The organism is Leptospira bandrabouensis, assembly GCF_004770905.1.
GTDB lineage: Bacteria > Spirochaetota > Leptospiria > Leptospirales > Leptospiraceae > Leptospira_A > Leptospira_A bandrabouensis.
In genome coordinates this window covers 207,624-232,769 of record NZ_RQHT01000015.1, presented here as the reverse complement: position 1 = coordinate 232,769, position 25,146 = coordinate 207,624, and the positions used below count along the sequence as shown (strand labels likewise).

General features: G+C 37.7%; 21 protein-coding genes. 10 read left to right on the top strand and 11 right to left on the bottom strand.

Translation table 11 applies throughout. The features are described 5' to 3' along the window. The first annotated feature begins 1 nt into the window (after nt 1). From EHR07_RS18645 to EHR07_RS18610, 8 genes are read left to right on the top strand one after another with little or no spacing between them, the layout of a single operon-like run. Nucleotides 2–1,009, top strand: a complete 1,008-nt coding sequence (locus tag EHR07_RS18645; RefSeq protein ID WP_135746539.1) for a PhoH family protein — start codon at nt 2–4, stop codon at nt 1,007–1,009. Further along, a complete protein-coding gene (locus EHR07_RS18640) occupies nt 1,006–3,372 on the top strand; it encodes an HD family phosphohydrolase (protein WP_135746538.1) in 2,367 nt (788 codons plus the stop codon). The genes EHR07_RS18645 and EHR07_RS18640 overlap by 4 nt, the downstream gene beginning before the upstream one ends. Next, nucleotides 3,369–3,836 carry an rRNA maturation RNase YbeY gene (ybeY, locus tag EHR07_RS18635; RefSeq protein ID WP_135746537.1) on the top strand — a complete coding sequence of 156 codons (468 nt, stop codon included), beginning with the start codon at nt 3,369–3,371 and terminating at the stop codon, nt 3,834–3,836. The genes EHR07_RS18640 and ybeY overlap by 4 nt, the downstream gene beginning before the upstream one ends. Further along, nucleotides 3,837–4,586, top strand: a complete 750-nt coding sequence (gene recO / locus EHR07_RS18630) for a DNA repair protein RecO (RefSeq protein WP_135746536.1) — start codon at nt 3,837–3,839, stop codon at nt 4,584–4,586. Then, nucleotides 4,583–4,837, top strand: coding sequence for a hypothetical protein (locus tag EHR07_RS18625; RefSeq protein WP_208739881.1), 255 nt, complete (start codon nt 4,583–4,585; stop codon nt 4,835–4,837). Before recO ends, EHR07_RS18625 begins: the two co-directional genes overlap by 4 nt. 2 nt (nt 4,838–4,839) lie before the next feature. Then, nucleotides 4,840–6,615 (top strand): arginine--tRNA ligase, encoded by a 1,776-nt coding sequence (gene argS, locus EHR07_RS18620; protein ID WP_135746535.1) that lies wholly within the window; start codon nt 4,840–4,842, stop codon nt 6,613–6,615. Between the two features lie 10 nt (nt 6,616–6,625). Next, nucleotides 6,626–7,882 (top strand): nicotinamide-nucleotide amidohydrolase family protein, encoded by a 1,257-nt coding sequence (locus tag EHR07_RS18615; RefSeq protein ID WP_135746534.1) that lies wholly within the window; start codon nt 6,626–6,628, stop codon nt 7,880–7,882. Nucleotide 7,883: 1 nt separating this feature from the next. Beyond that, nucleotides 7,884–8,951 carry a hypothetical protein gene (locus EHR07_RS18610; protein ID WP_135746533.1) on the top strand — a complete coding sequence of 356 codons (1,068 nt, stop codon included), beginning with the start codon at nt 7,884–7,886 and terminating at the stop codon, nt 8,949–8,951. 84 nt (nt 8,952–9,035) lie between these two features. On the opposite strand, the gene EHR07_RS18605 is transcribed toward EHR07_RS18610, so the two are convergent. From EHR07_RS18605 to EHR07_RS18555, 11 genes are all read right to left on the bottom strand, one after another. Beyond that, nucleotides 9,036–10,052, bottom strand: coding sequence for a response regulator transcription factor (locus tag EHR07_RS18605; protein WP_135746532.1), 1,017 nt, complete (start codon nt 10,050–10,052; stop codon nt 9,036–9,038). Continuing rightward, a complete protein-coding gene (locus tag EHR07_RS18600; protein ID WP_135746531.1) occupies nt 10,049–11,206 on the bottom strand; it encodes an LIC_12097 family sensor histidine kinase in 1,158 nt (385 codons plus the stop codon). The genes EHR07_RS18605 and EHR07_RS18600 overlap by 4 nt, the downstream gene beginning before the upstream one ends. A 1-nt stretch (nt 11,207) precedes the next feature. Continuing rightward, nucleotides 11,208–11,876: an LIC_12096 family protein gene (locus tag EHR07_RS18595; RefSeq protein ID WP_135746530.1), complete on the bottom strand. Its 669-nt coding sequence runs from the start codon at nt 11,874–11,876 to the stop codon at nt 11,208–11,210. Beyond that, entirely contained in the window at nt 11,836–12,168 is a 333-nt protein-coding gene (gene secG / locus EHR07_RS18590; RefSeq protein WP_002974121.1) for a preprotein translocase subunit SecG, read from the bottom strand. Before secG ends, EHR07_RS18595 begins: the two co-directional genes overlap by 41 nt. Before the next feature lie 9 nt (nt 12,169–12,177). Next, entirely contained in the window at nt 12,178–12,927 is a 750-nt protein-coding gene (gene tpiA, locus EHR07_RS18585) for a triose-phosphate isomerase (protein ID WP_135746529.1), read from the bottom strand. A gap of 1 nt (nt 12,928) precedes the next feature. Further along, the gene (locus EHR07_RS18580; RefSeq protein ID WP_135746528.1) at nt 12,929–14,119 is read right to left on the bottom strand and encodes a phosphoglycerate kinase; all 1,191 of its coding nucleotides are present in this window, start codon (nt 14,117–14,119) and stop codon (nt 12,929–12,931) included. A 1-nt stretch (nt 14,120) separates the two neighbouring features. Further along, nucleotides 14,121–15,128 carry a type I glyceraldehyde-3-phosphate dehydrogenase gene (gene gap, locus EHR07_RS18575; protein ID WP_100727225.1) on the bottom strand — a complete coding sequence of 336 codons (1,008 nt, stop codon included), beginning with the start codon at nt 15,126–15,128 and terminating at the stop codon, nt 14,121–14,123. A gap of 349 nt (nt 15,129–15,477) precedes the next feature. Then, nucleotides 15,478–16,416, bottom strand: a complete 939-nt coding sequence (locus tag EHR07_RS18570) for a DUF4401 domain-containing protein (protein ID WP_135746527.1) — start codon at nt 16,414–16,416, stop codon at nt 15,478–15,480. Beyond that, nucleotides 16,413–17,339: a DUF2157 domain-containing protein gene (locus EHR07_RS18565; RefSeq protein WP_135746526.1), complete on the bottom strand. Its 927-nt coding sequence runs from the start codon at nt 17,337–17,339 to the stop codon at nt 16,413–16,415. Before EHR07_RS18565 ends, EHR07_RS18570 begins: the two co-directional genes overlap by 4 nt. Then, the gene (gene lepB / locus EHR07_RS18560) at nt 17,317–17,847 is read right to left on the bottom strand and encodes a signal peptidase I (RefSeq protein WP_135746606.1); all 531 of its coding nucleotides are present in this window, start codon (nt 17,845–17,847) and stop codon (nt 17,317–17,319) included. The genes EHR07_RS18565 and lepB overlap by 23 nt, the downstream gene beginning before the upstream one ends. After that, nucleotides 17,840–20,344, bottom strand: coding sequence for a methyl-accepting chemotaxis protein (locus EHR07_RS18555; RefSeq protein WP_135746525.1), 2,505 nt, complete (start codon nt 20,342–20,344; stop codon nt 17,840–17,842). The genes lepB and EHR07_RS18555 overlap by 8 nt, the downstream gene beginning before the upstream one ends. A gap of 65 nt (nt 20,345–20,409) precedes the next feature. Between EHR07_RS18555 and uvrC the strand changes: the two genes are divergently transcribed. Further along, on the top strand, nt 20,410–22,251 hold the full coding sequence (uvrC, locus tag EHR07_RS18550; RefSeq protein ID WP_135746524.1) for an excinuclease ABC subunit UvrC: 1,842 nt from the start codon (nt 20,410–20,412) through the stop codon (nt 22,249–22,251). 36 nt (nt 22,252–22,287) lie between these two features. After that, a complete protein-coding gene (locus tag EHR07_RS18545) occupies nt 22,288–25,122 on the top strand; it encodes an LIC11755 family lipoprotein (RefSeq protein ID WP_135746523.1) in 2,835 nt (944 codons plus the stop codon). Nucleotides 25,123–25,146 lie beyond the last annotated feature (24 nt).

Here is a 25,146-nt window from a genome sequence, read left to right as displayed (position 1 = left end):
TATGGATGAAAGTTTTACATTTCAGGAAGAATCCCTATACCAAACGGTATGTGGGATTGGAGACAGCAAACTCCCGTTATGGGAAAGTCGCCTCAATGTAAAACTCATCCCTCGTGGAAAATCACTCATCATCCAAGGAAGTGAAGACCAAGTCCAAGTGGCCCTGGATACTTTTCATAAAGTGGAAGAAAATTTCAAACGTAGACCAGATAAAGCCGAATATTCATTTTTTGATATCGATTATCTGGTAAATAAAGTCAAGGATTCCAGTGGTGGTTGGCCGACGCCTGGTTCTTCTGACTTTCAAAAAGAAGGGGAAACTTGGACACCAAAAGATAAAATCTTTGTTACCTTCAAAGGAAAACCTATCTTTCCTCGTACCAAAAACCAAGAAAGTTTTGTAGATAGCCTTCATAAAAACTATATCACCATTGCTATGGGTCCTGCAGGGACTGGGAAAACGTTTTTATCCATTGCCACAGCATGCCGAATGATGCAAACGGGAGAAGTGGAAAGACTGATCCTCACAAGGCCTGCCGTGGAAGCTGGGGAAAACTTAGGTTTTTTACCAGGAGACTTAACACAAAAAGTAAACCCATACCTTCGGCCCATCTATGACGCGTTACACGAATGTATTGGTTTTGAAAAAACCAGTGAGTATCTACAAGTGGGAAAAATTGAAATAGCTCCCATTGCCTTTATGAGAGGGAGGACACTTTCTCATTCCTTTATCATTTTGGATGAAGCCCAAAACTGCACTTTGCCTCAGTTAAAAATGTTTCTCACACGGTTTGGTAAAAATTCCAAAATGGCAATCTCTGGGGATGCCACACAAATCGATTTAGCCCACGGTCGTTCTGGGCTAGAAAAAACGGTTTATACTTTGCGAAATCTAAATGGAATCGAAACAATTTTCTTTGGAAGAGAAGATATCACACGCCATCCGATCGTCGAATCGATTGTAAGGCGATTTGAAGAAAACGAAAGTCTCTTTTCGAAAAAACCATGAAAGCAATTTTAGATTCCTCCATGACTAGGCTCACAGATTTTCTTACAAGAGTAAGACCTGTTTCTGTCGTTCGCAATATTCAAATCATCTTAGTATCTCTGACTCTTTTGTTTGTGACTTATGTGCTTTCGATTCCTTTTTTTGGGCAAACGAGAGTGAATACAGACCCTGACGGTTTATTTTCAGAAGGAAAAATTGCTCCAGAAACCATTCAATCGGTGAAAGAATTTTCCTACGAAGATACAGAAAAAACAAACGCAGAAAAACAAAAAGCGGCAGCAAACGTTCCTTATGCGTTTGATAAGGATTTTGGAATTTTGGTTGTTGGAATTGATACCAATCTTTCAGAAGATGTGGAACTTCTTCGTACCATTTTAGCGGAAGGAAAAGCCACTCCCAGTATAGTAAAAGATCGAATCCCTAGATGGCGTAATCGTACAAATGAAGAAATCCAGGCTATTTTAGATTATCCCAGAAAAGATAAATTAAAGAACTTTATCCAACAATATACGAATTTGATTTTTTCGAAGTATTGTATTGTCAAAGAAGATTTGCCATTTGCAAAAGATTTGGACAAAGCAGGTGCAAAAATTCGTAACATTGGCACACAAGACCAAACTTCTATCATTGATGGAAATCTGGTAATTCCAAGATCACAGATTTATAAAGATGGTCCCGTAGCTTCCGTTTTATCAAAGTTAGCTTCTGAGAAATTACCTAATGTTTCTGATTCACTACTAAAGGCTGTTTCTAGGATCGGACTTTATTATGTATATTCTTATCCGGCTTGTAATTACAATCCAGAAGAAACAGAAAATGCAAGGATGCGTGCTACCAATGCAATCGCAATTCAAAAAAGCCGAATCCAAGCCAATGAAGTGATTGTTCGCGCAGGAGATGTGATCACTCCAGAAGTAAAATTAAAATTGGAAATGATGAACCGTTATGCTACTCGAGCAAACTTGGCATCCATAATTTCTATCTTTCTTACTCAATGTGTTTTGATTGTAATTGTTGGTTTTTACCTCATTCGGTATCGGCCAAACCGATTAAATGATCTTTCGAGTAATCTTATTATCTTTTTTACCCTTTGGATTGTGATAGCTTCCATTTATCTACTTTCAAATGTTTTTTATGCAACTGACAGTGATTTGTCGGGAGTGTATTATTTTGGAATGTTTGTTCCTGTAGGGATGCTTTGTTTACTTCTTGGTTTTGTTTATGATGAACAACTTTCGATTGCGATTGGATTCTTTTTAGCATTTGCCGTATTTTTTGCCTCTAGATACAACCCAACTTCGTTTATGTTGGCATTCACTGTTGCCGTTATGAGTTCCATTTATGGAAGGCGACTTCTCAAACGAATCGATTTTTTAAAGGCTGGTTTTTTACTTACCTTTGTTCAGATTTTAATTACCACAGCAGGCTATTTATTTGATGGACGAGAGTTTTATGTTTCAACGGGAGTCGGATTTTTTCGGGATCTAACCAATTCAAATCTCTTTCGCATCACGGTAATGTGTTTTGTGAATGGATTTGCCAGTGCAACGGCAGTTCAATTTTTACTTCCAATGTATGAGTATATATTCAATATCCCAACGCGTTTTAAACTGATTGAACTTGCTGATACAGGCCATCCACTTTTACAACAATTATTAACGAAAGCTCCTTCCACTTATACTCATACCTTTATGGTGGCAGCATTGTCTGAACGTGCAGCTCAAAATTTAAATTTGGACAGACTTCTTGTTAGAGTCGGTGTGTATTTCCATGATATCGGGAAAATTCCTAACGCTGGTTTTTTTGTAGAAAACCAACATTTGATTCCTAAACCGGAACATATTGATAAAAACAATCCTGCATTGGCAGCAAAAACAGTCATCGATCACGTGTTAGATGGGATTGAAATGGCAAAAAAAGCAAGATTACCTAGAGAAATTATCAGCTTTATTCCGGAACACCACGGAACTTCCACTATGGCATTTTTTTACCACAAAGCGTTACAGGAAATTTCTCCATCTGCCAGAAAGAATATTAATAAAAAAGATTTCCAGTATCCTGGTCCAAAACCACAAAGTAAAGAGACTGGAATCGTTATGATTGCCGATTCTTTGGAAGCAGCCTCTCGTTCTCTTGAAGAAGTGTCACCGGAAAGTTTGGATGAACTCATCCGAAAGATCATCAATTCAAAATTGGCAGAAAACCAATTGGATGAAAGTGGACTTACTATCGGGGATTTAGAAATCATTAAAGCTAGTTTTAAAGAAGTATTACTCTCAAGTCTTCACCAAAGACCTAAGTATCCAAAACCAGAAGATACAAAAGCTTTAGAAGCTGCTGGAACCAAAAAAAACAAAAAATGAATTCTTCTCTTGTGGTGATTACCCATTGGAATGACCAGTTGGGCGGGAAGTCAGAGGTTAAGTCCGATCTAGTAATCAAAAATGCGGAAATCATTTTAAAATTTTTGAGTCCGAAGTTTTTGCAGTCTCTCGAACTTTCTATTCTTCTTGTGGATGATGGATTGATGAAAGAAATTAATTTGGAAAGAAGGGGCTTAAACAAAACAACCGATGTTTTGTCATTTCCCCTTTATTCGGAATTTCCGCCAATCCCCTATCAGATATTAGGTGAAGTGGTTATTTCTATGGATACCTGCCAAAAACAAGCTAAAGAAATTGGCCATTCGATCATTGATGAGTTTTATCGCCTTCTGGTACATGGAATTTTGCATTTGTTTGGATATGACCATGAAACAAACGAAGAAGATGCCCTTCGAATGCGCGCCAAAGAAGATGAATGTTTGGAATTGGTTTTTGAAAGTTAGATGGCCATTCGCAAAGAAAGAGGGATCGTCATTCAAAGTCGGGACATTGGGGATAGTGATCGAGTGATCAGCCTTGCAGGTGAATCCCAGGTTCGTATGAATTTTTTGAGTAAAGGGATTCGTAAGTCCAAACGACGGGCCATCATCACTACGGAACTCGGCTCTCTTGTGGAACTTGATTATTATGACCAAACAGAGAAAGATTGGAAATCCATAAAAGAAGTCCATTTAGTAAAACGTTATGATGAATTAAAGTCAGATTACCTTGGCACTTTGTTTGTATTATACATTACCGAACTTACATCCATGATTTATCCAGAAGGAGAAACACATCCCTTTCTTTACCAACTGCTTTCGGGTAGTTTGGAAACTTCGAATGAAAAAGGATTCCAAAAACAAATTCTCCCTTTTTTTAAACTGAGAGCCCTCTCTCATATGGGCCATTTCCCTACCGAATTTTATTGCCATACTTGTGGGGAAGAGGTTCTTTCCAAACCTGCTGCTTATTTTGCGGTGGCAGAACGTGAATTTTTATGTTCGGACTGCCATCCTATTCCTAAAGATCATTTGCCTGTTTTGAAACTATTTCATACTATGTTATCAAAGAAATTTTCGAACGTATTGAGTCTCTTTCCTAGGGAAACCGAATATAGGGATGGTGATCTAATTCTAAATCAGTTCCTCAGGTCTCTTTTTGGAAAAGAATTAAAATCATACTTCGAGTTTTATAAGTCGATAGGGTATTTATGAATGCGATTACCAAAACAGTTTTACTTTGTATGACTTTTTCTGTTTTTTTTGCTTTGTTCCAACTTTTATTAAAAGGTGAGAACTTTCGTAAAGACAGGAAAAATGTTTTGGTGAAAGAACAATCAAATACCTTCCAGGCGACTCTACGGGAAGAAAAAGAGAGTATCCCTCATTTTATAACCAGATTCAAAGAAAGAAGTTTTGAACTTTGGCAGAACTCAGACAAATTAAAAATGGAAATTAAATTTTAGAAATGAATGTGAATCAATTATTAAAGCAACTTGTGCTTTCCGAATTAGAGAAAGCAGTCGAAACCTATTTAGAAAAAAATAATCTAACCTCTGTTAGAGAGAATTTAAAAATCCGCATTGAATATTCTAGAGATGAAAAATTTGGAGATTACTCTTCTCCTTTTGCATTAGAAAACAAAAATATTCTGAATAAAAATCCAAAAGAAATTGCAGAAGCCGTTTTGGCAGAGATTAAAAATGAATCTTTTTTCGAATTTGTAAGTTTTTCTCCGCCTGGTTTTATTAATTTCAGAATTCAAACGCAGTTTTTAATGAATTACGTAAATTCCGTAATGTCTCCAAACGTAGTTTTTGCAGAGACAAATAAAAAAGAAAAGATCCTGCTTGAATTTGTTTCCGCCAATCCAACGGGACCTATGAATATCGTTTCTGCAAGATCAGCGGCCTACGGAGATGCCTTAGCTAATTTGTTAACAAGTCTTGGGCATACTGTGAAACGAGAATTTTACGTGAATGATTATGGAAACCAAGTATATTTACTTGGGGTAGCTGTTCTTCTTCGAATTTTTGAATTTAAAGGTGAAACCATAAGTTTTCAAGTAGAAGAATCAAATGAACCTGTTATCGATTTAATTAAAAAAAGAGTTCTTCCAAAAGAAAGCTATCGTGGGGAATATATTAAAGACATTGCCATTCATTGTTTAGAAGATGAAAAAAGAGCCAAATATGTGTTAGATTCTGTATTTGCAGAAAAATGGGATGAGGTGATAGATTTCCTTTCTCGTTATGCAGTCGAATACAATCTTAGCCGTCAAAAAGAAGATTTGGCGTTATTCGGTGTAAACTTTGATTTGTTTTTTAGTGAACGTAGCCTTCACGAAGCAGGGGATGTCGAAAAGGTTCCTACTATTTTAAAGAAGGAAGATGTGACCACAATTGATGGAAAACTTCATTTTTTATCCACTCTTTATGGAGATGATAAAGACCGTGTGATCCGAAGGGAAGACGGAAGGCCCACATATTTGATGGCAGACATTGCTTATCATTATAACAAATTCGCACGAGGGTTTGATACACTCATTGATATTTGGGGACCAGACCATTATGGTTACATCGCACGTTTAAAGGGAGCTGTAAAATCATTTGGGAAGTCTGATGAAAGTTTCCGAGTTCTCATTGCCCAACAAGTAAACTTAATCGAAAACAAAGAAAAGGTGAAAATGAGTAAACGTTTGGGAATTTTCCAAACCATGCGCGACCTTTTATCTTATTTAGGAAAACAAGGAAAAGATGTGGGACGTTATTTCTTTTTAATGAGAAGTTCTGATGCTCCCCTTGATTTTGATTTGGATTTAGCCAAAGACGAATCAGATAAAAATCCAGTGTTTTATATTCAATATGCTCATGCTAGGATCTGTTCTATATTTCGTGAATTACAAGTTCCCATGGATTTCAATCACCTGAAGGCTGGAGTATCAGAAGATTTTTTAAAACAAGAAGAACGTACTAGACTTCTTTTCTGGGTAGCAAGACTCCAAGAAGAAGTATACGACACGGCTACTAGTTTTGAACCACATAGACTTACCAACTATTTGCAATCTTTAAGTAAATCCTTTACAAAGTTCTATTCTCAAAAAGACAACAGGATCAAAGATAAAACTGGAAACGAAAGAGATACTCTTCTTTCACTTGTGCTGTATACGAAGTTCGCCTTAGAAAATGGGCTAAAACTTCTTGGAATTTCTGCCCCTGAAAAAATGTCAAAAGAAGAATCCTAATCATAAAAGAATGGAAACACCATACATAGTCATTATTGCCACAGGTTCTGAGATTACCGCAGGTCGTAGTTTAGATACGAACTCGGGTTGGATGGCGAATCAATTGTTTGAATTGGGTTGGAAGGTAAAAAAGTTTATCGCATTACCTGACGATCCAGAAATCATTTTATCGGAACTCCAAACCTTAAAAAAACTAGCAGAATCGCGACCGGTGCTTGTTTTGATGACAGGTGGACTTGGGCCTACAGAGGATGATTATACTTTAGAAACAGTGTTAAAACTCACCGGGAAAAAATCTTATTCGGTGGAAAAGGCAAAGATTCGTTTAACGCGTGTATATGAATCTAGAGGAAAACAATATAGCGATATTTTGCCTACAGTGTTACGCCAAACGTTTGTTCCAGAAGATTGTAAAATTTTAGACAATAACGTTGGAATTGCAGTAGGTTTTGTAGAGCCCATTGGTGTGGATTCTTATTTAGTTTGTATGCCAGGCGTCCCTTCGGAGATGAAGGAAATGTTTACAAGAAGACTCACACCAGAATTAAAAAGATTATACCCTCGAGAGAATTTAGTCCAAAAAACAAAATGGTTATGGAACATTGGTGAATCCCTTTACCAAAAAGATTTTGTAGAAAAATACAGAGAAGACCTATTTTCGGAGGTAGAATGGGGAGTAACAGCAAATAGAGGTTACATTAAATGTATTTTTCAATCGAATGAAGTCACTAAATTGGATAAAATTATAGAAAAATTAGAATTACAATATCCTAAAATTATTTCTGATGATGTATTCTCTTATGTTCATGAAGAATTGGTTTCAAGAAAACATACCATTGCCGTTGGTGAAAGTTGCACCGGCGGACTTCTTGGAAAAAAACTGACAGACTCTCCTGGATCAAGTTCTTATTTTGTGGGTGGTTTTTTAACGTATTCGAATGATCTAAAAGAATCATTGTTAGATGTTCCTAAAAATATATTAGAAGAATTCGGAGCCGTGAGTAAAGAAACTGCTGAAAAAATGGCAAACGGAATTTTTGAAAAAACAAAAGCTGATTATTGTATCTCCATTACAGGGATTGCGGGGCCAGAAGGTGGAACCGATTCAAAACCAGTTGGCACCGTTTGGATTGGTTTAAAAACACCAGATGGTTTGATTCAAACTCACTCCTATATCTTTCCTGGAAATAGGGACGGGATTCGAGAAAACGCAAGTAATACCGCTTTATTTTTATTATACCAGTCTCTCAAACAAAGGAACATTTAACATGTGGCAAACGATTGTTTATTCAATTGGTTTTTTTCTTTTATTCTATTACGGATGGGATGTTGACCTAAACCTTGTTCCAAGTATCAGAGAGACTTGGGTTTGGAACAGTGAAGGCCGATTTGGAACTTCATCCCCAAAACTGGGAGAAGATCCTTTAAAAACAATGAATGGATATAAAGTTGGGGGCAGGTATTATTCGTTTCGCACTGGAAAATTTTTAGAAGCAGATCCCAAATATTTAATTGATTTCCCGTTATTAACGAATGGTTACCTTCTCTATGAAAAAATTGGAGATGAGGTGAATTTTTTCTCGGATGTTGGGGAGTTATTTTGGAAAAAGCCAATTAATTCGTATCCAAGGAGTGGTTATTTTGCCTCTCCCGTATTATATTTATCCGGTGATAATAATACAGTTTTTTTAATGGATGAAAGTGGGAACCGAGTCGGTAAATCAGAGTTAAACGGAAGATTTTTAACCGACTACCAATTTGATTCAAAGAATAAAGGTGTGGTTGTATTGTTTTCCGGTGGAGAAATTTATAGGTTAGATGAAAAAGGCAATTCATTGTTTGAAAGTGATCTTTCCAAGGATAAAAAGGATTCATTTTTTAAATCGGTGGCATTATCTCCTAATGGAAAATTGACAGGTATCCACTATTCTTTGTTAGATAAAGATTTTGTTTTAGTTTTAGATGAGGTCGGTAAAACTATAGAGGAATTTTCATTGCCTAAGTTTTATCCTCACAAACTCTATTTTGTCATAGGAAACGACGGATCTATTCTTTTTAACTTACCTGACAGTTTGTCTTTTTATCAGGAAGGAGAATTGATATGGGAAAAAACAAAATCCAAACAAGGTGGGGTATACCAATCGGTTTTTGTTACTGATTCTATTTACGTAGCTTTGTTTGAATCTGAAATCCAGTTTTACAATACGAAGGGTAGTTTGATCCGAACCAAACGAATTGCACCATCAGAGTTACCTCTACGTTTTTTTCCAGGTAAAACTGATTCTGTTTTTTATATGCAATCCAAATCCGATTTAATGCAGTTTCAAATTTTTTAAATTATTGCTTACATTGGTGGTATGGTATGTATTACCACCTTTGGTTTTGTTGAAATTTATAGATATTTATTGTTTCTGTAAGAGTTATTGATTTGCTTCGGGCTTTGGTTCCACTTCATAGATAGAAAGAGATTTAAAACCAGTGCGTCCTTCTCTGTTGATCATGGCAATTGTTTCTGTACAAACACCTCGTTCAATATTAAAGATGAGTTGGTCTGAAATTTCACGGCAAATATAAAGTCCACGACCATGACTATCTTCTAAACCTTTGGGAAAACCAGTGGATTCATCGATGCTGATATGACGGTCCAGTCTATGTAGAATTTCTTCTTTTCGTAAAGAACCAAATTGGTCTCGAACAACAATAAATATTGTACTTTCTGTGGCACCGTAACCAATTAAAAAATAATCATCGGGCATTAGTTGGATATTGTCTAGTGGAACGACCATATCATGGCTTGGAATTTCAAATTGATATTTGTAATCACCTTCCTGAGTACGAGGGGCACGAATCATGGCATTAGAAGTGAGTTCTTCGAGCACTTGTTGTATGGCTTTAGGTGCTCCCAATTGAATTAAGTTTTTAGAAATTTTTCCACAAAGTATAGATCGATCCTGATCAGATTTAATCTGTTTATAAATGATTCCATTGTTCGGGGCTTCTTCAAATTCACTATTAATATTTTGATTATAAACTTTAAAGTCACTGTTGAAGTATTTTTCAATTCCAAAAATGTCGTTAGATAAAAGTTTCTCTACCATAACTTCGATTAAGTGAATGTCTAAGAAACTATATTTAGGAATGATATTCCAAATATGAAGGTCTTTTGCATATTTAATGTATTCGTTGATATTGTATGCTGTCATAAGTGCATACAATACATGTGGAAATTCTTTTTGGATGAGTTTGACTAAGTCAATACCAGATTTTCCGGGAAGACGAATGTCGGTAATGGTTAAGTCAATTTTTTCATTGGTTAAATACCAAACTGCTTCCTCGAAATGTTCCGCACCAAACACATTAAACTTTGTGCTGAGTAAATCCATGATTGCTTCGCGAATGGAATGGATGTCTTCCACTATTAAAATGGATTTTTTCATGGACTTTGCTCCGTGATATCATTGGTGAGAGGGAAAGATATGGTAAATCGTGTTTTTTGTTCACTCGACTTCACCGAAATATTTCCATCATGTTCTTTGACAATGGAATGGCAGATCGAAAGACCAAGACCAGTTCCTGTTCCTGATTTATTGCTGGTGAAAAATGGATCAAATATCTTTTGAATGATGGAGTCGGGGATTCCACCTGCATTATCTTCCACAATGATATGAATCCAGTTTTTGGTTTTTCTTAGTTCGATTGAAATTTCACCCGGCCTATAATCAAAAGCTTGCAAGGAATTTCGAAATAAATTCATAAACAAACGTTCCATCTTTCCTGGATGAAAAGGGAATTGGTATTCGTGATCGCAGGATATGCGCCAAACGATATTTTTACTTAAATGTGGATACAATCGAATCACTGTATCTTTTGCACGGTTGATGGTTTCCACTATATCCCCTAAGGTAACTTTTACTTTGTCCGTTTTTGCAAAAGATATAATGTCGGAAACAATGATGGCAGCCCGAGAGATATCGTTTTTAATCATATCTAGGCGTTTTTCGATTTGTTCGGGAGGTTGGTTTTGCCAATTGGCCTTTAGATTTTGAAGTGTTAAACTAATGCCTGTTAACGGATTATTTAATTCGTGAGCAATCCCTGAAATCAAGATTCCCAGTGAGGCAAGGTTACGCATTCGAAACGATTCTTCTTCTTTATCTCTTTGTTTGGTAACGTCTGAGATTTTTTCTACCATCCAAAAAAGATCTTCTTGTTTGGGATAAGGATAAAATTCTAAAAAGAGAGTTTGTTTTTTGTCCTCTGATCGAAAAAAAATTTCTCTTGTGATGGGAGTAGAGTAGGTTTGATTTTTGTCTTTTGATTTTACATTAATTTTGGGACAATAAGGACAAATATCAGTTCGTTGGTATAAAACTTCGTAACATTTTCGGTCCAATAACTCATCGTATTTGTTGTTTTTTGCAAATAGAATTGTGGCTAGGTTTGCTCTTTGGATATTAAAATCAGAATCGATAAGAACTAACGGGTCTTGGACGACATCATAAATGGCTTCAAGTTCACGAGCTTTTTCGGCAACTTTTTCTACAGAAGCGGAATCACCATTATTGCTACTACTGGGAGTGTTCGTAGACAAACTAATACCCCAGGGACTGGTTCAATTGTTTGAACATAGACTTTTGGTTTTTGTTTCCACCTGTTTTTTGTAAGGCGACGATCGATGCTAATTGACTATGAAAATCCAAAAGAAATTTAATATAAAAATCCTTTTTAAAATCGTTTCTTTCCTGTTTGATATCATCATTACGAAGAGAAGAAAGTTGAAAACTATCAGAGCCGTCAATTCCAGAAAAACTAATCACCATATCATTTAAGGATGTATCGAGAGGAGAAGTATCTGTTATTTTAGTTTTTGTTTTTTGTTCAATTTCCGTATCTTCTGTGACTACTTGTACTTCCACTTTGGAAAGTACCGAACCATTAAATTCGAGTAAAATTGATTTTTCTTCGGAGTGTTTGATTCGGTTTTTGTTTTGTGGATCAGGATCAACTTTATATTTACGAATACGAATACCAGTTCGGTTGGGGTAGGTTCCAACAAAATTTATGGTGGTATTTGCTGGAAGGGAGGAAAGTGTTTCGTAAGACATAAGATCCCTAGCTTTAGCGATTTCTCGGTAAAGGCTAAGGATTTCTTTATCTAACCTGCTTTCTTTTTCTGAAATCTCGGACTCAGGATAAAGACCGAGATTGACCCAGAAAAAACTAAGGAGTAGTAGGAGCCGGTACTTCGGAAGGTGTTCCATCAGTTTCTACCGGAGCTTCTAAACTTGGTTCAACATCGGGAACCAAAACTTCGTCTTTTTTCGCAAATACAAAGGAAAGAGCAAGGGACAATACGATAAAAAGTATAGCCGCAACTCTTGTTGTTTTTGTCATTACATCCGCTGTGGATGCTCCAAATACAGATTGGCTAGCGGTAGATCCACCGAGCATTCCTGCACTTCCGCCTTTTCCCGTTTGGATCATGACAAGAAGGATGAGAAAAAGTGAGAGTAGAATAAAAAGTGTGAGGATGGTTCCTGCAAAAAATCCCATAATGTTTCCTTATTTTAAAAGTCCTAAAAATGAATCTAATTTTTGACTGGCTCCTCCTACGAGGCCACCGTCTATATTTGGTTTGGCGAGAAGTTCTTTAATATTGTCTGGTTTCACAGAACCACCATAAAGAATTTGAATGTTCTCCGCGATTGAACCCGCTCCCACGAACAAATTTCCAATCTCTTTGCGGATAAAGGCATGTGCTTCTTCTGCTTCGACAGGAGTCGCAACCTTTCCTGTTCCAATGGCCCAAACTGGCTCATAAGCAATGACAAGGTTTTTGAATTGGTCACTGGTAATGTCTTTTAGACCTTTTTTGATTTGGTCTTCTAACACAGAAAAGGTGTTTCCTTTTTCTCTTTCTGCCCAGGTTTCCCCCACACAATAAACAACACGTAGTCCCGCTTTTAAAAAGTAGGAAATCTTAGCATTGTCTAATTCAGAAGTCTCCCCGAGAAATTGACGTCTTTCTGAGTGCCCTACAAGGACAGTGGAGATCCCAAACTCTGCCAGTTGGACAGGGGAAATCTCGCCAGTCATGGCAGTGAGTCCGGATTGGTAAGCGTTCTGCGCACCTACGATCAGTTTGGATCCTTTGGTTAGGGAAGACACGGTTTCCAAATGCAAAGCACTTGGGAAAACCATGACTTCGTAGGAAGAGGAGTTAGTTGCGGAAACCAAACCTTTGGTGATGGCCGAAGCTTCCGCCAAGGTTAAATTCATTTTCCAGTTTCCCGCAATGATCTTCTTTCTCATCTTATTTTCCTTCCTTAGGGAGTAAACATTCCACACCAGGGAGTGTGCGTCCTTCTAAAAATTCTAAGGATGCACCACCACCAGTGGAAATATGAGTGATTTTGTCTGCCACACCAGCTTTGTTCACGGCAGCGATGGAATCACCTCCGCCCACAACGGTTTTGGCTTTGGATTTACTGATGGCTTTGGCAATCTCAATGGTTCCTTTGGAGAATTTGTCCATTTCAAACACACCCATCGGTCCATTCCAAAGAATGGTTTTGGCTTCTTTGATGGCTTTGACATAATTGTCGATGGTTTTTGGACCAATGTCCATTCCCATCCATCCGTCTAAAATTCCCATTTTGTCCACAGACTTGGTTTTGGCATTGGGATCAAAATGATCAGCAATGATATGGTCCACAGGAATTTGGAGGTCCACACCCTGCACACCCGCACGGTCAATCAGTTGGAAGGCTTGGGATTCAAACTCTGGTTCCACAAGGGACTTACCCACAGGAACGGCTCTGGATTTGAGGAAGGTATAAGCCATCCCCCCACCAATGAGGAGGTGGTCCACTTTTTCGAGAAGGTTCTTTAAAATCGCAAATTTGGAACTGACTTTTGAACCACCTACGATCGCCACAAACGGACGTTCTGGTTTGGCAAGGAGTCCACTGAGCACTTCAATTTCTTTGCGCATGAGGAGTCCCGCAAAGGCAGGAAGCAAGTGAGCCACACCTTCTGTGGAGGCGTGGGCACGGTGCGCGGTTCCAAACGCATCGTTGACATAGACATCAGCTAACTTGGCCAGTTCTTTACAGAAACCGGCCTCATTTTCCTCTTCTTCCTTATGGAAACGAAGGTTTTCTAAAAGGAGGATTTCCCCTTCCCCAAGTTCATTCGACATTTTGACCACGTTTGCTCCAATCACAGAGTCAGAAAAACTGACTTTGGTTTTGACGAGTGTAGTTAGAACATCAAACACAGGTTTCATGGAATACTTCGGCTCAGGGCCACCCTTTGGACGACCTAAGTGACTGCCCAAAATGATCTTTGCCCCTTTGGAAATGAGAAGTTCCAAAGTAGGGAGGGTTTTTTCAATTCGAGTTTTGTCCGTGGCTTTTCCGTTTTCCACAGGGACATTGAAGTCCACACGAACAAAGACACGTTTTCCTTTAAGATTTTGTTCTTCAAGAAGAGGTAATTTCATCTTAGCCTTTTTTTGCCATGTAACGTACGAGGTCTAATACTCGGTTAGAGTATCCCATTTCGTTGTCATACCAAGACACGAGTTTGAAAAAAGTAGGACTTAGTTCAATACAAGCATCAGCATCAAAGATAGAAGAACGAATGTCTCCAAGGAAGTCGTTGGAAACTACCATATCTTCTGTGTAACCAAGGATTCCTTTCATAGAACCTTCACTGGCTTCTTTCATTTTCTTTTTGATTTCTGCAAGACTTGTTGGTTTTTCTGTGCGAACGGTTAAGTCCACAACCGAAACATCCGGTGTCGGAACTCGGAAACTCATACCAGTAAGTTTTCCGTTTACTTCTGGGATACAAAGTCCAACCGCTTTGGCAGCTCCTGTGGAAGCCGGGATGATGTTTTGGGCAGCACCACGTCCACCACGGAAGTCTTTTTTAGAAGGTCCGTCGACTGTCGGTTGGGTTGCTGTCATCGCGTGGATGGTGGTCATGAGTCCTTCTACGATTCCAAAGTTGTCAAGTACCACTTTTGTGATCGGAGCCAGGCAGTTTGTAGTACAAGATGCGTTAGAGACAACATTGTCTTTTCCGGCATCATACTTCTCATGGTTTACACCCATGACAAAGGTAGGGATGTCTTTGTCTTTGGCAGGAGCTGAGATCACCACTTTTTTGGCACCAGCTTTGATATGTTTTTCAGCACCCACTCGGTCTGTAAAAAGACCAGTAGATTCAATCACGAAGTCAACTCCGAGTTCTTTCCACGGAAGTTTTTCTGGGTCTCTTTCGGAGAAGGTTTTTACTTTTTTGCCATCGATAATGATTTCATTGTCTGTATGAGAAACTTCACCGTTGAAACGGCCATGAGTAGAGTCGTATTTGAAAAGATAAGAAAGGTTGTCTGGGGTCACTAGGTCGTTGATGGCAACAAATTCTAGATTGGGATCTTTGATTCCGGAACGAAGTACAAGTCGTCCAATGCGACCAAAACCATTGATTGCGATTTTTACCATGAGGTTCTCCTAAAAGGCTCGTATCGAGAGATGAAACGATTTTTTAATTACAGAATTTCGAATTCGGGGTCTCTGTCACTCATTTTAAGGGCAGAAGGTGCGGAATAAGCCTTAAGAAATTCCCTTTTTCCTTTGTTTTCGGCTTGCTTCTGGTTCCTTTTGCTGGTTGTGGCAGGCCGGAAATAAACTGGTTCGGTCAACTCCAGTAAGGCATACTTGTGATCATTGAACCTTATACAAAGAAAACCCTGGGACAAACTAGGACTTTTCTTTTTTTACCATATAGAATATGTAAAAAATCCAGTGAAAACTAAAAAGTTCAGGAAGAGTAAAACTAACCAGTTAGATCTCATCTTCTTTTTCCCAAAGATGAAAATCTTAAAAATAGATAAGCCACAAAAATTAACATAGAAGAGGCGATCATCAGTTTTGCTTTTTCCAAGAGAGTGGTTTCTAAATCATAATAGAATCCGAAATAGAAGAGAAGGAAGCTAACCCAAGCCAGATAAAATAAAACGGAATACCCTCTTGCAAATCCCAAAAGGAAAAGAAATGAGGAGGTGAGGATCCCTGGTGTTTGGATCGTTGGAAAAAAAATCAAAATATAGAAAATAAAAAAAAGTAAAAAGGAAAAATTACTAATTTTTGGAACAAGTTCTTTGTATAATAAATAACTTCCCGCTAACAATAAAACGATGGATTGGGATTTGGAAACCCAAGGGATTTCTTTTAGTTCAGGGAAAAATGAAAAACCTACCAATAAAAGTAAAGAAATGCCGAGTGAGTAGGGAAGGTGATGGAACGGTTCGGGTGCTTTTTTTGGTAGGCTAAAATATAATAACAAACACAAACAAACAGTGGTAAGGAGTGGAAAAAAATAGAGTAATTGATATTCGAAAAGTAAAACACTGGCAAAAACAAAGAAAAGAATCGGGGAAAGAAATCTTTGGATGGGATTGGATACAAAGAAAAAGAAAATCAGTTGGAAAAATAGGAATAGCAAAAGAAAAGAAGTATCTTTGGGTTGAAAGGTTTTCTGTACACCAAAAAGAAATAAACAAAATCCTTGGTTTAAAAAAGAAAATACAACTGGTCCTAATGTTTCTCGTTTCGAAACGTTAAAAACAAAAGAGACTACAAAAACCAAAATCATCAGAAACAAACCTAAATACAAATCGACTTCATAGTGATTTAATAATCCAAGAACAAGTAAACAAAGTAGGAAAAAACCGCCTGCAAGCAGGGACCCAAAAAAACTCAAAATCTCTATGTAAAAGTAAGATTTCAAAAGATTCTCTCTTCCGTAACATTTGTTCTACGCAATCGGTTTAGGTGGGACACAGCCCAGACCGTATAAATGGTAATCAAAAGTGTAAAGAGCAAAAAATTTACCGCAGAACCATAAGCCCAAATTCCAAAGAGATCTGCTGTTTTCAAAAGGACTTGGCCTAACCCAAAGAGTAAAATTAAACTTAAGTTTAAGTGACGAAATCGATACCACCGGTAATACACATAAAGGAATCCATAAAAAAGTAGAGGGAATAGAATATGAAAAAATCCATAAATTAAGGTGGTAGTGAATTCGGAATGAATTCTAAAAAAGTTCCAATGGATTAAATTCAAAAAACTAAGTGCAAAAAATATGCTTAAGGCGGATAAAGAGGATTTTGTTTTTTCCGAATAAAACTCTGTTTTTTGCCAATCCAGTATGGTTCCGAGTAAGCCGAAGAAAAGCGAAGTGGAAGCGAATAGAAAATGATTTTCTTTTTCTGTTGTGACCTGAATCGAATACAAGTAAACAGTGGATGTGAGTAGGACCATCCAGAATCCGGCCACCACACCAGAACGGGAAATGGGAACTAAAAGAAAGGTAAATACCGTCCAACCCAAAAAAAGATCATAAACATCGACCCCCGTTTGATAAATTTGGCCAAACACAAGTAAGGCGGAACCTGTTAGAAAAAATAGAATGGTGAGCCCAATTTCGAAAAGAAGTTCTTTTTTACGGAAAAAAAAAGTAAAAAGATAAAAAACAAAGTTTAGGAAATATATGATTCCTAATTTTGTGAAGTGGTCAAGTAGGTGCCAATTAAAGGCAATTAAGAAAAATACACCAGAAATTAGAAGGGCGGACCCTATGATGAGTAGAGAGGATTCAAAAAAATGAATCCAATCTTCTAAATCTTTTTTACCATAAGGTAGCGATGACATGACTTTCTTGCACGACACCTAAAGTTCTCGAATCCACACCAAGTTCGCGGTTGTCAGCAAGTAAGAAAAAAGATTTTTCGGGAACAGTTACTTTTGGCATATCATCCGATTCTGTTTTTCCGGGTGGGATCATTGGGATTTCGTTCGATGAGGATTCGGGAAAACTGGTAGGATCAAGGAGGGTATCATTACGAAATACCATTCGTTTCTGAACATAAATGGTATCACCAGGTTTTCCCACAATCCTTGCAATGAGAACTGAATTTGGATCTAGGGGAGAACGAACCAAAACAACATCACCAATCCCCAAATGTTTGGACCGAAACAAACGGTTGAAATAAGCAGTGGATCCAATTTTTAAAGTGGGTTCCATAAACTGATTGGGAATGTGTACAGGAGTGAATACATAGTATTTAACAACAACTGCAGCAATAAGGCCTACAAAAAGAGGAATGGCAAATGTTAGGAGTCTTGTTTTGAATGGAACTTTGTTTTTTGCTTTAGACATGGAAGTAGTTGATCTCACTTCTGAGGTTTTCTGAAAGTTGGTTCATGGTTTGGGAACTCGATTTAGTTCCTTCACTAGACATAGCTGTGGTTTGTGCATGGTTATTGATTTCTGCCATGGATCTAGAAATTTCGAGCATTGCCATTTTTTGTTCGTCGGTGGCTTCTTTGATCATTTCTGAAAGTTCACGAATTTGAGTCACACCTTCGTTCACTTCTTCATTCGTTTCAATTTGTTTTCTGACAACAGTACGAATCTCTTTTGTCATTTGGTTGATTGAGTTTACACCAGAGATGGTTTCACTTAATATCACAATGGACTGGTCAATTTTCTCTTGGCCTTGTTTGATCTCACCTTCATTCTGTTTGATGAGTTCTTCGATATCGTAAATGGACTTGGCAGTTTTATCGGCAAGTTTGGAGATTTCGTCCGCAACCACAGCAAATCCTCGTCCACTAGCTCCCGCCCTTGCCGCTTCAATAGCTGCGTTTAATGCGAGTAAGTTGATTTGTTCTGAAATGTTATGTATGATTTCGACAACATTGATCATTTCCGAAGAAGACTGGTATATTTTATCCATAGAGAGTTTCATCTCTCCTAGTGATTTTTCACCTAACTTTGCATCGTTAGTGATTTCTTCTACACGAACATCGGCAATTTGAAATTTTTTGTCAATTTCTGAAACTGCACTGTTTAGCTCCGTCATTTTTTTCATTAGGGATGCTAAGGTAAAGGATTGGGTTTCCGTTCTTTGGGCCACACTTTCAATTCCCGCAGTAATTTCTTCCACAGATGCCGAAATTTCTTCGCTACTAGCCGCTTGGTTTTGGGCCGCATCGGAAAGGGATAACATAGATTCATAAATTTCGGAACTTGTGTTTGTTAGTTCATTGGAAACTGATTGAGTTTGGTTTACGATTTGTCGTAACTTAGTTTGAAAATCAAACATAGCATTTGCCATACTACCAATCTCATCTCTACTTGAGTCATAAAAATCAGATTTTAAATTTCCTTTCACCATTTCTGCAATTCTCACTCGAATCCTTTCTAATGGTTTTAATTTAGATTCGATGACAAATACTGTGATGAATCCTATGAGTAAAACAACGATAATCGAAATTCCAAGAGTTGTGAAAAGACTAGTCAAAGTTTTTTCATACAACTCTGCATTTTCAAAAATACAGAAGATGATGTAATTAAACTCAGGGTTTTTTACATAAAAAATTCTTTTTAGAGTACCATCTTCCGTGGAGTCAGCAAATCCAAGAGCTTCTTCTCTTTGAAAGGGAATATCGAAAACTAACCGTGCTTTGGCGTTAGTTTCAATTTCTTTTTTATTAGTGTAATAAACAATGGTTCCGTCCCCATCAAAGAATCCCACTTTTCCTGAGGTTCCTATTTTGATATTTCCTAATATAAAACTGGATAGTTTTCCAATATTTAAAAAACCACCTACGTAACCTAAAAACTGATCATTTTGATACACAGGTAGTGTATAAGGCGAAACGATATCACCTGATACCCTTGAGCGAATGCTTGTATGGCGAACAGGACCTTGTTTGGCAAGAGGAACGTCTTCAATAAAAAATATGGATCCTGATTTGGAGCGGTCGTATTCATTGGTGGATACAAAAATCCCTTCGTCGGGTTTATAAAAGAAGAGTGCTTCCACCGCATGGTTTGTGCTTTTTAATTGAATTTCATTGAGTACGGCCCGAATTCCTTGTTGGTTATTACGAATGATTTGGTCTTTTAATTTGTTTTCCGCAAAGATAGAAAGCGTAAGCCTATCTCGAAAATCAACTAAGGTGATTCTCATCAAAGTTTCGGAATCCATAACCGATTGTTCCATACTGGAATGCACGAGATCCAGCTCTTGTTTAAAATTCAATCGATAGTTGATGATAAACAAAACAAGGATGGCCGCAAGAAAAGAAAGAACTGTTTGAAAACCTAAATTTCTTGAAAGTTTTCTTGTATTGATTCTTTTGTTATGGTCAAGGCGTATGGAAAGAAGGATTCCCTTGATATTAAATTTGTTTTCTACATAATCAATGAAAATGGATTGGAAGATAACGGTAAAGGCAAGGGTGAGGCAAAGTCCAATGGCCATTTCACTCATCAGAACAAAATTTTTGGAGTGAAGGTAAAAATACAAAGATCCAATAACAAAGAAAAATCCAATCGAGTAGCGAATGATTACATCCAACATAGCTACCTTTGCCAAATGATCTAACCAGAAATAGGCTTTGATTTGGTCGCGTTTGGTGCACTCTGGTTTTCCGATTCGACTGATGGAGGCAAATCGAATCCAATAGAAGGAAATAGCGAAAATGACAATAAAAAAGACGGCAATAAAAGCAGAAATTAGAATAGTTTGAAATTCTTCTCCCGACCATTCTGTGAAAAAGTAAATATAAACAAGCAGAGTGGGGAAGCCTATTCCGTAATTAAAACCCTCTAGACCAAAAATTATAAATTTGATCAATTTACGCATATCCATACCCTAGGGATACAAATCGTCTAAGAATTGTAAACGTAAAATTCCCGCTGAAAACCAATATGAAAGACTCGCTAGTTCTAAAAACGATCCAGGAAAAGATTAAAAACTTAGGAAGTCTTCCCGGATGTTATCTTTGGAAAAATATGAGTGGGGAAGTGATTTATGTAGGAAAGGCATTAAAACTCCAGTCGCGAGTCAGGTCTTATCTAAATCCCAACCAAAAAGACCGAAAAACGCGAGCCCTTTATGTGGAACTATTCGATTTGGATTGGATTGCCACCAGTACAGAAAAGGAAGCCTTACTCCTTGAAGCTACCCTCATTAAAAAATACAATCCCAAGTTTAACGTTAGGTTAAAGGATGATAAAAAATATCCCTTCCTTTGTGTTTCCACAAGTGAAGATTATCCTATGGTATTTTTGACAAGAAAGGTCAAAGACAATGGGGACAGGTATTTTGGTCCATTTACAGATGTAAAAGCTGCTCGGGATAGTTTAGAATTGATCCATAGAATCTTTCCAATTCGCAAAACAAAATTAAAACTCCCGCTGGCAAAACCACAACGTCCATGTCTTAACTTTCATATGGGACGTTGTCTTGGTCCCTGCCAAGGAAATGTTCCCAAGGAAACCTATTCTGAGTTAGTTGATGAGATTCTTAGTTTTTTAGAGGGAAAAAAGGAACGATTGGTTTCTGGATTAAAAACAGCGATGGTCCAAGCATCCGAAAAAATGGAATACGAACGTGCTGGATTTCTAAAAACTCGCATTGAAAAAATTATCCAAATTCGAGAAAAACAAACTGTTGTTAGTATGGATGGTGGAGACGAAGATATTCTTGGAATTAGTAAAAGGGATGATGAAGGTCAAATGATCATCCTTGAAGTGCGAGGGGGAAGGTTGGAAGGCAAAAAAACTTTTCCTCTCAAAGGGCTTTCCTTTTCCGATGACGATGAAGTGTTTGCTTCTTTTTTACGTGATTATTATTTAAACGCCACTCTACTCCCCAATACCGTTTTTTTACCACCTTCTGCGAAAGGAAACTATGATGTGTTTTTGGAAGCCATCACTGAAAAATTTGGAACTTCCATCAAACTTAAATTTCCAGAAATGGGACCTAAAAAATCACTCCTTCGTTTGGCAGAAAAAAATGCCGATCTTAGTTTGACCGAAAGAATTCTTGCAACGAAACTTCGTGACCAAACGGTAGCGATGAAAGAACTGCAAGAAAAACTAAATTTGCCAGTTTTACCAAGAACAATCGAATGTTACGATATTTCTCATTTCCAAGGTTCTTCCCCTGTGGCAAGTGGGGTGATGTTTGTGGATGGAAAACCGTATAAGGCAGGTTATAGGCATTATAAAATGCGTGGATATGAAGGGATCAATGATCCTGGGATGATCCATGAAGTCATTGCAAGAAGGCTTAGTCACTTGGTGAATGAAGAGGAACCTCTTCCCGATCTCATTGTCATCGACGGAGGTTTAACTCAATTGTCTCGTGCTGCCGAAGCAGCGAATGCCTTGGACCTTGGTCACATACCTATGGTAGGCCTTGCTAAAAAAAGAGAGGAAATTTATTTTCCAGGGGAAAAACATCCATATAGTTTTGATATTCATTCTCCTATGATGCGCCTTCTTCGTAATTTACGAGATGAGGCCCACCGTTTTGGAGTTACCTTCCAACGTGTTCAAAGAAAGAAAAAAGCCTTAAAAACGATTTTAGATGATTTACCTGAGATTGGTGCTAGCAGAAGAAAAAGTATTTTATCCTATTTCCAATCCAAAAAAAAGGTAACCGATGCAACGATAGAAGAATTAAAAGAGGTTCCAGGCATAGGTCCTGTCCTTGCGGAAAAAATTCATTCAGGCATACGAAGTTTAAAAAAAATAGAACCATAAATTTTATTTCCCCACCTAAATCCGTCGAGGTGGGAGATGCAAAAACTGGGTTTTGTCTTTTTATTCGTTTTTCTCGGTTCCTGTCACAATAAAGAAAAATCTCCCTTTTTACTGTATGGTGATGGATACAGTGAATCACCAAAATTTGAATTTCAATATGGAATGGCTGAAGAGGAGGGAAACTTAATTGAAAATACAAGTTATACTCAGTTTGATTCAGGTGTAATTTGTCTTTTTTCCCTTCCTATTTCATTATATTTACGAGAGTTAGGTGCAAAATTCAGGATTTGTTGGAAAACAGATGAAGAGGGTGCAAACAAGTGGAAACAAGGGTTTTCACTCCTGACGGGAGATAAAAACGAATATCCTTCTTGGAATTGGAAAGGAAAAGGGGGAGATGCTGTACTCACAGAATATGGAAAATGGAAAAAGGAATCTGACAAAGAAGGATATCTTTTAGAATGGGAAACCCAAATTTGGTCCAGTGGTCTTACCACCTATCAGACGTTTGCCCTACCTCATCCATTATTTTTACAAAGAACAAAAGACGTTTGTGAGGTTGTATTTTTTAAACCAAGTATCGATGGAACTCGAAACCAACTACCCGTTCTTTCCTTTGATTTTCCTTGTCCTGATTTAAATGAAATTTCAGACCAAATCCAAACACAAAATGACAAGTGGTTCCGAGAGTGTGTTCCAGGAGAACCGAAAGTATCAGAACTTTTTCGACACTCTGAGTCTTCCTTCCAAAGATTTTTAGAATGGGAAAACCCGAATGAGTTTGTGATCTGTCCTAGTTCCGATTCTTTGGACCTGGAAAAAGAGGGTGTTCATAAAACTTTTTTTTCCGATCTTTTTTCCAAACGAACCAAATTAATCTTACCTCATGCGACTACAGTTTTCTCTGATGAAACTGGCTATTTTAGCATACCCATTCCCAAAGAATTCCTTGCTGATTTAGGAACAGAGACGTCTGTTCGTTGGGGAAATTCAGAATACCAAGATTCCGAATTTATCTTCCGCCAGGGAAATGAATTTTTTTCCAACCAAACAAATCCCACCTCTTGTCGTAACCAATATAAGTTTTGGAATTCTAAAGATCTTTTTTGTGGGAATCCGGGACTCCCCAACCGATTGGAGAAAAAACTCAAAGAAGGTAGTCCGCCTGCTTGCCTGGCAAACCAAATCCAAATCACTGAATTTTACCCAGGCAATCATTATGACTCCCAACTTCCATTACCTGCTTTTTTTGAATTTCAAAATATGGGAGCTACTTGTGATGGATCTTCCCTCCAATGGATTTTCGAAAATACCGTTTATCCCTTGTCAGCGGATGAGTGGATTTTAGAGAAAGGTGCTGTCTTTCTTATCACAAGAAAACTTTGGTCTGGATGGAATCTATTAGAAAAAGAAAAACCATTTTCTATCCCCAAAGTGGTTTTTCAAATTCCCAGTTTCCTTTGGGAAAATCGAAAAGAGAAAGAACAAGTATCTTTTATTTCTAATATATCGCTTTATCATTTGCTTAGGTTTCAATCTCAAAACCGATTCTCCATTCAACTCAATGCACTTGGTGCGCAGTTTCCTCATGTTAGGTCAGAAGCCTCACTGAATTTTTTACCTTATGGATTTCAAATCAGTCCTGGATCGGTAAACAATACTTTGGTGGATAATTTATATACAGATTTACTTGAATATAACCCAAACCAATCTCCTTTTTTAGATTTTGGATTTACTGGTTTTGAGGAAGGAGTGGTTTCTTTCCAAAGAGAAAATGGTAATACTTATCAATTTTGGAAACCCAAGGGAATTCAGTTCCAAACTCTGGCAACTCTTCCTTCCACATGTAATGGTGAGGATTTTTACCAACTGCCCGATGGATTTTTTTCTGAGAATTTCCATTCCCTTCGTTATCTAAGCAAGGAGAAAGGTGAATCGGTTACCTTTTCTTGGGATCCCCTGTCTATCAAGGAATGGACAATCGGTGGGACACGTTCCTTACATCCAGAGCCAAGTCCCATTCTTTTTTCCAGATCGACTATTTCATCGAACCATTGTTTATCTGACTTTCGAAGTCCTGGAAGTTCGAAACTTCGCAGTTTGGAAATTAGAAAAGGGGAGGGTGAGTTTCATTATTTTACCAATGGTTCCCTTGGTAATCCAACAGAGGTTAAATTAGGAAATGGAAATGGCACAATTCCTCTTTTATTACAGCCAACAGGTGTAAATACATATTCTGTAAATTCACAAGGTCCTTTCCCATTTTCACCAGAAGAACAACTTTATTCTTATTTTACCGATCCTTCCTTGATCCAACCCAATAGTTTTTTAGAACGTAAGGGGCCAGTTCAAATCGAAGCCATTTTTCCTAATCCTAAAGATTCACAAAACGAGTGGATCTATCTATGTAATCGTTCTGCAAATTCCGAAGATTTAAGTTTTTATCTAGTCGAAGACGAAACGAGCACAGATGATCTCGTATCGTATCAATCTCGGTTTCCGAACCTTATTCCCTCTACAATCGGAGGAAAAACTTTTGTATTAAACACAACCGTTTTGCATCCGGGGCATTGTGCTTGGATTGTAGATCCGGACGGTAAGGATTGGTTTTTCCCCATTTTCCAAAAGGATTCTGACTTACTTCTTACAGTTAAAACCACACAAACCATAGGCAATGGAATAGCTTCAGGTGAATCCATCCAAATTAGAAAAAAAATAGGACAAAGTTCTAAGTTAATTTCTTCTTTCGGTCATAAAGAAAGTTTTTCTCCCTTTCGCATCTCTGTGGCTACCGGTGAGTTTCTTTGGCTGAAAACAGGATCTGAAAGTATGTCTACTTCTGATTTTGAAATTTACCGTGAGGAATTTTGAATCGGTCGTCGGCTCATCTTATTT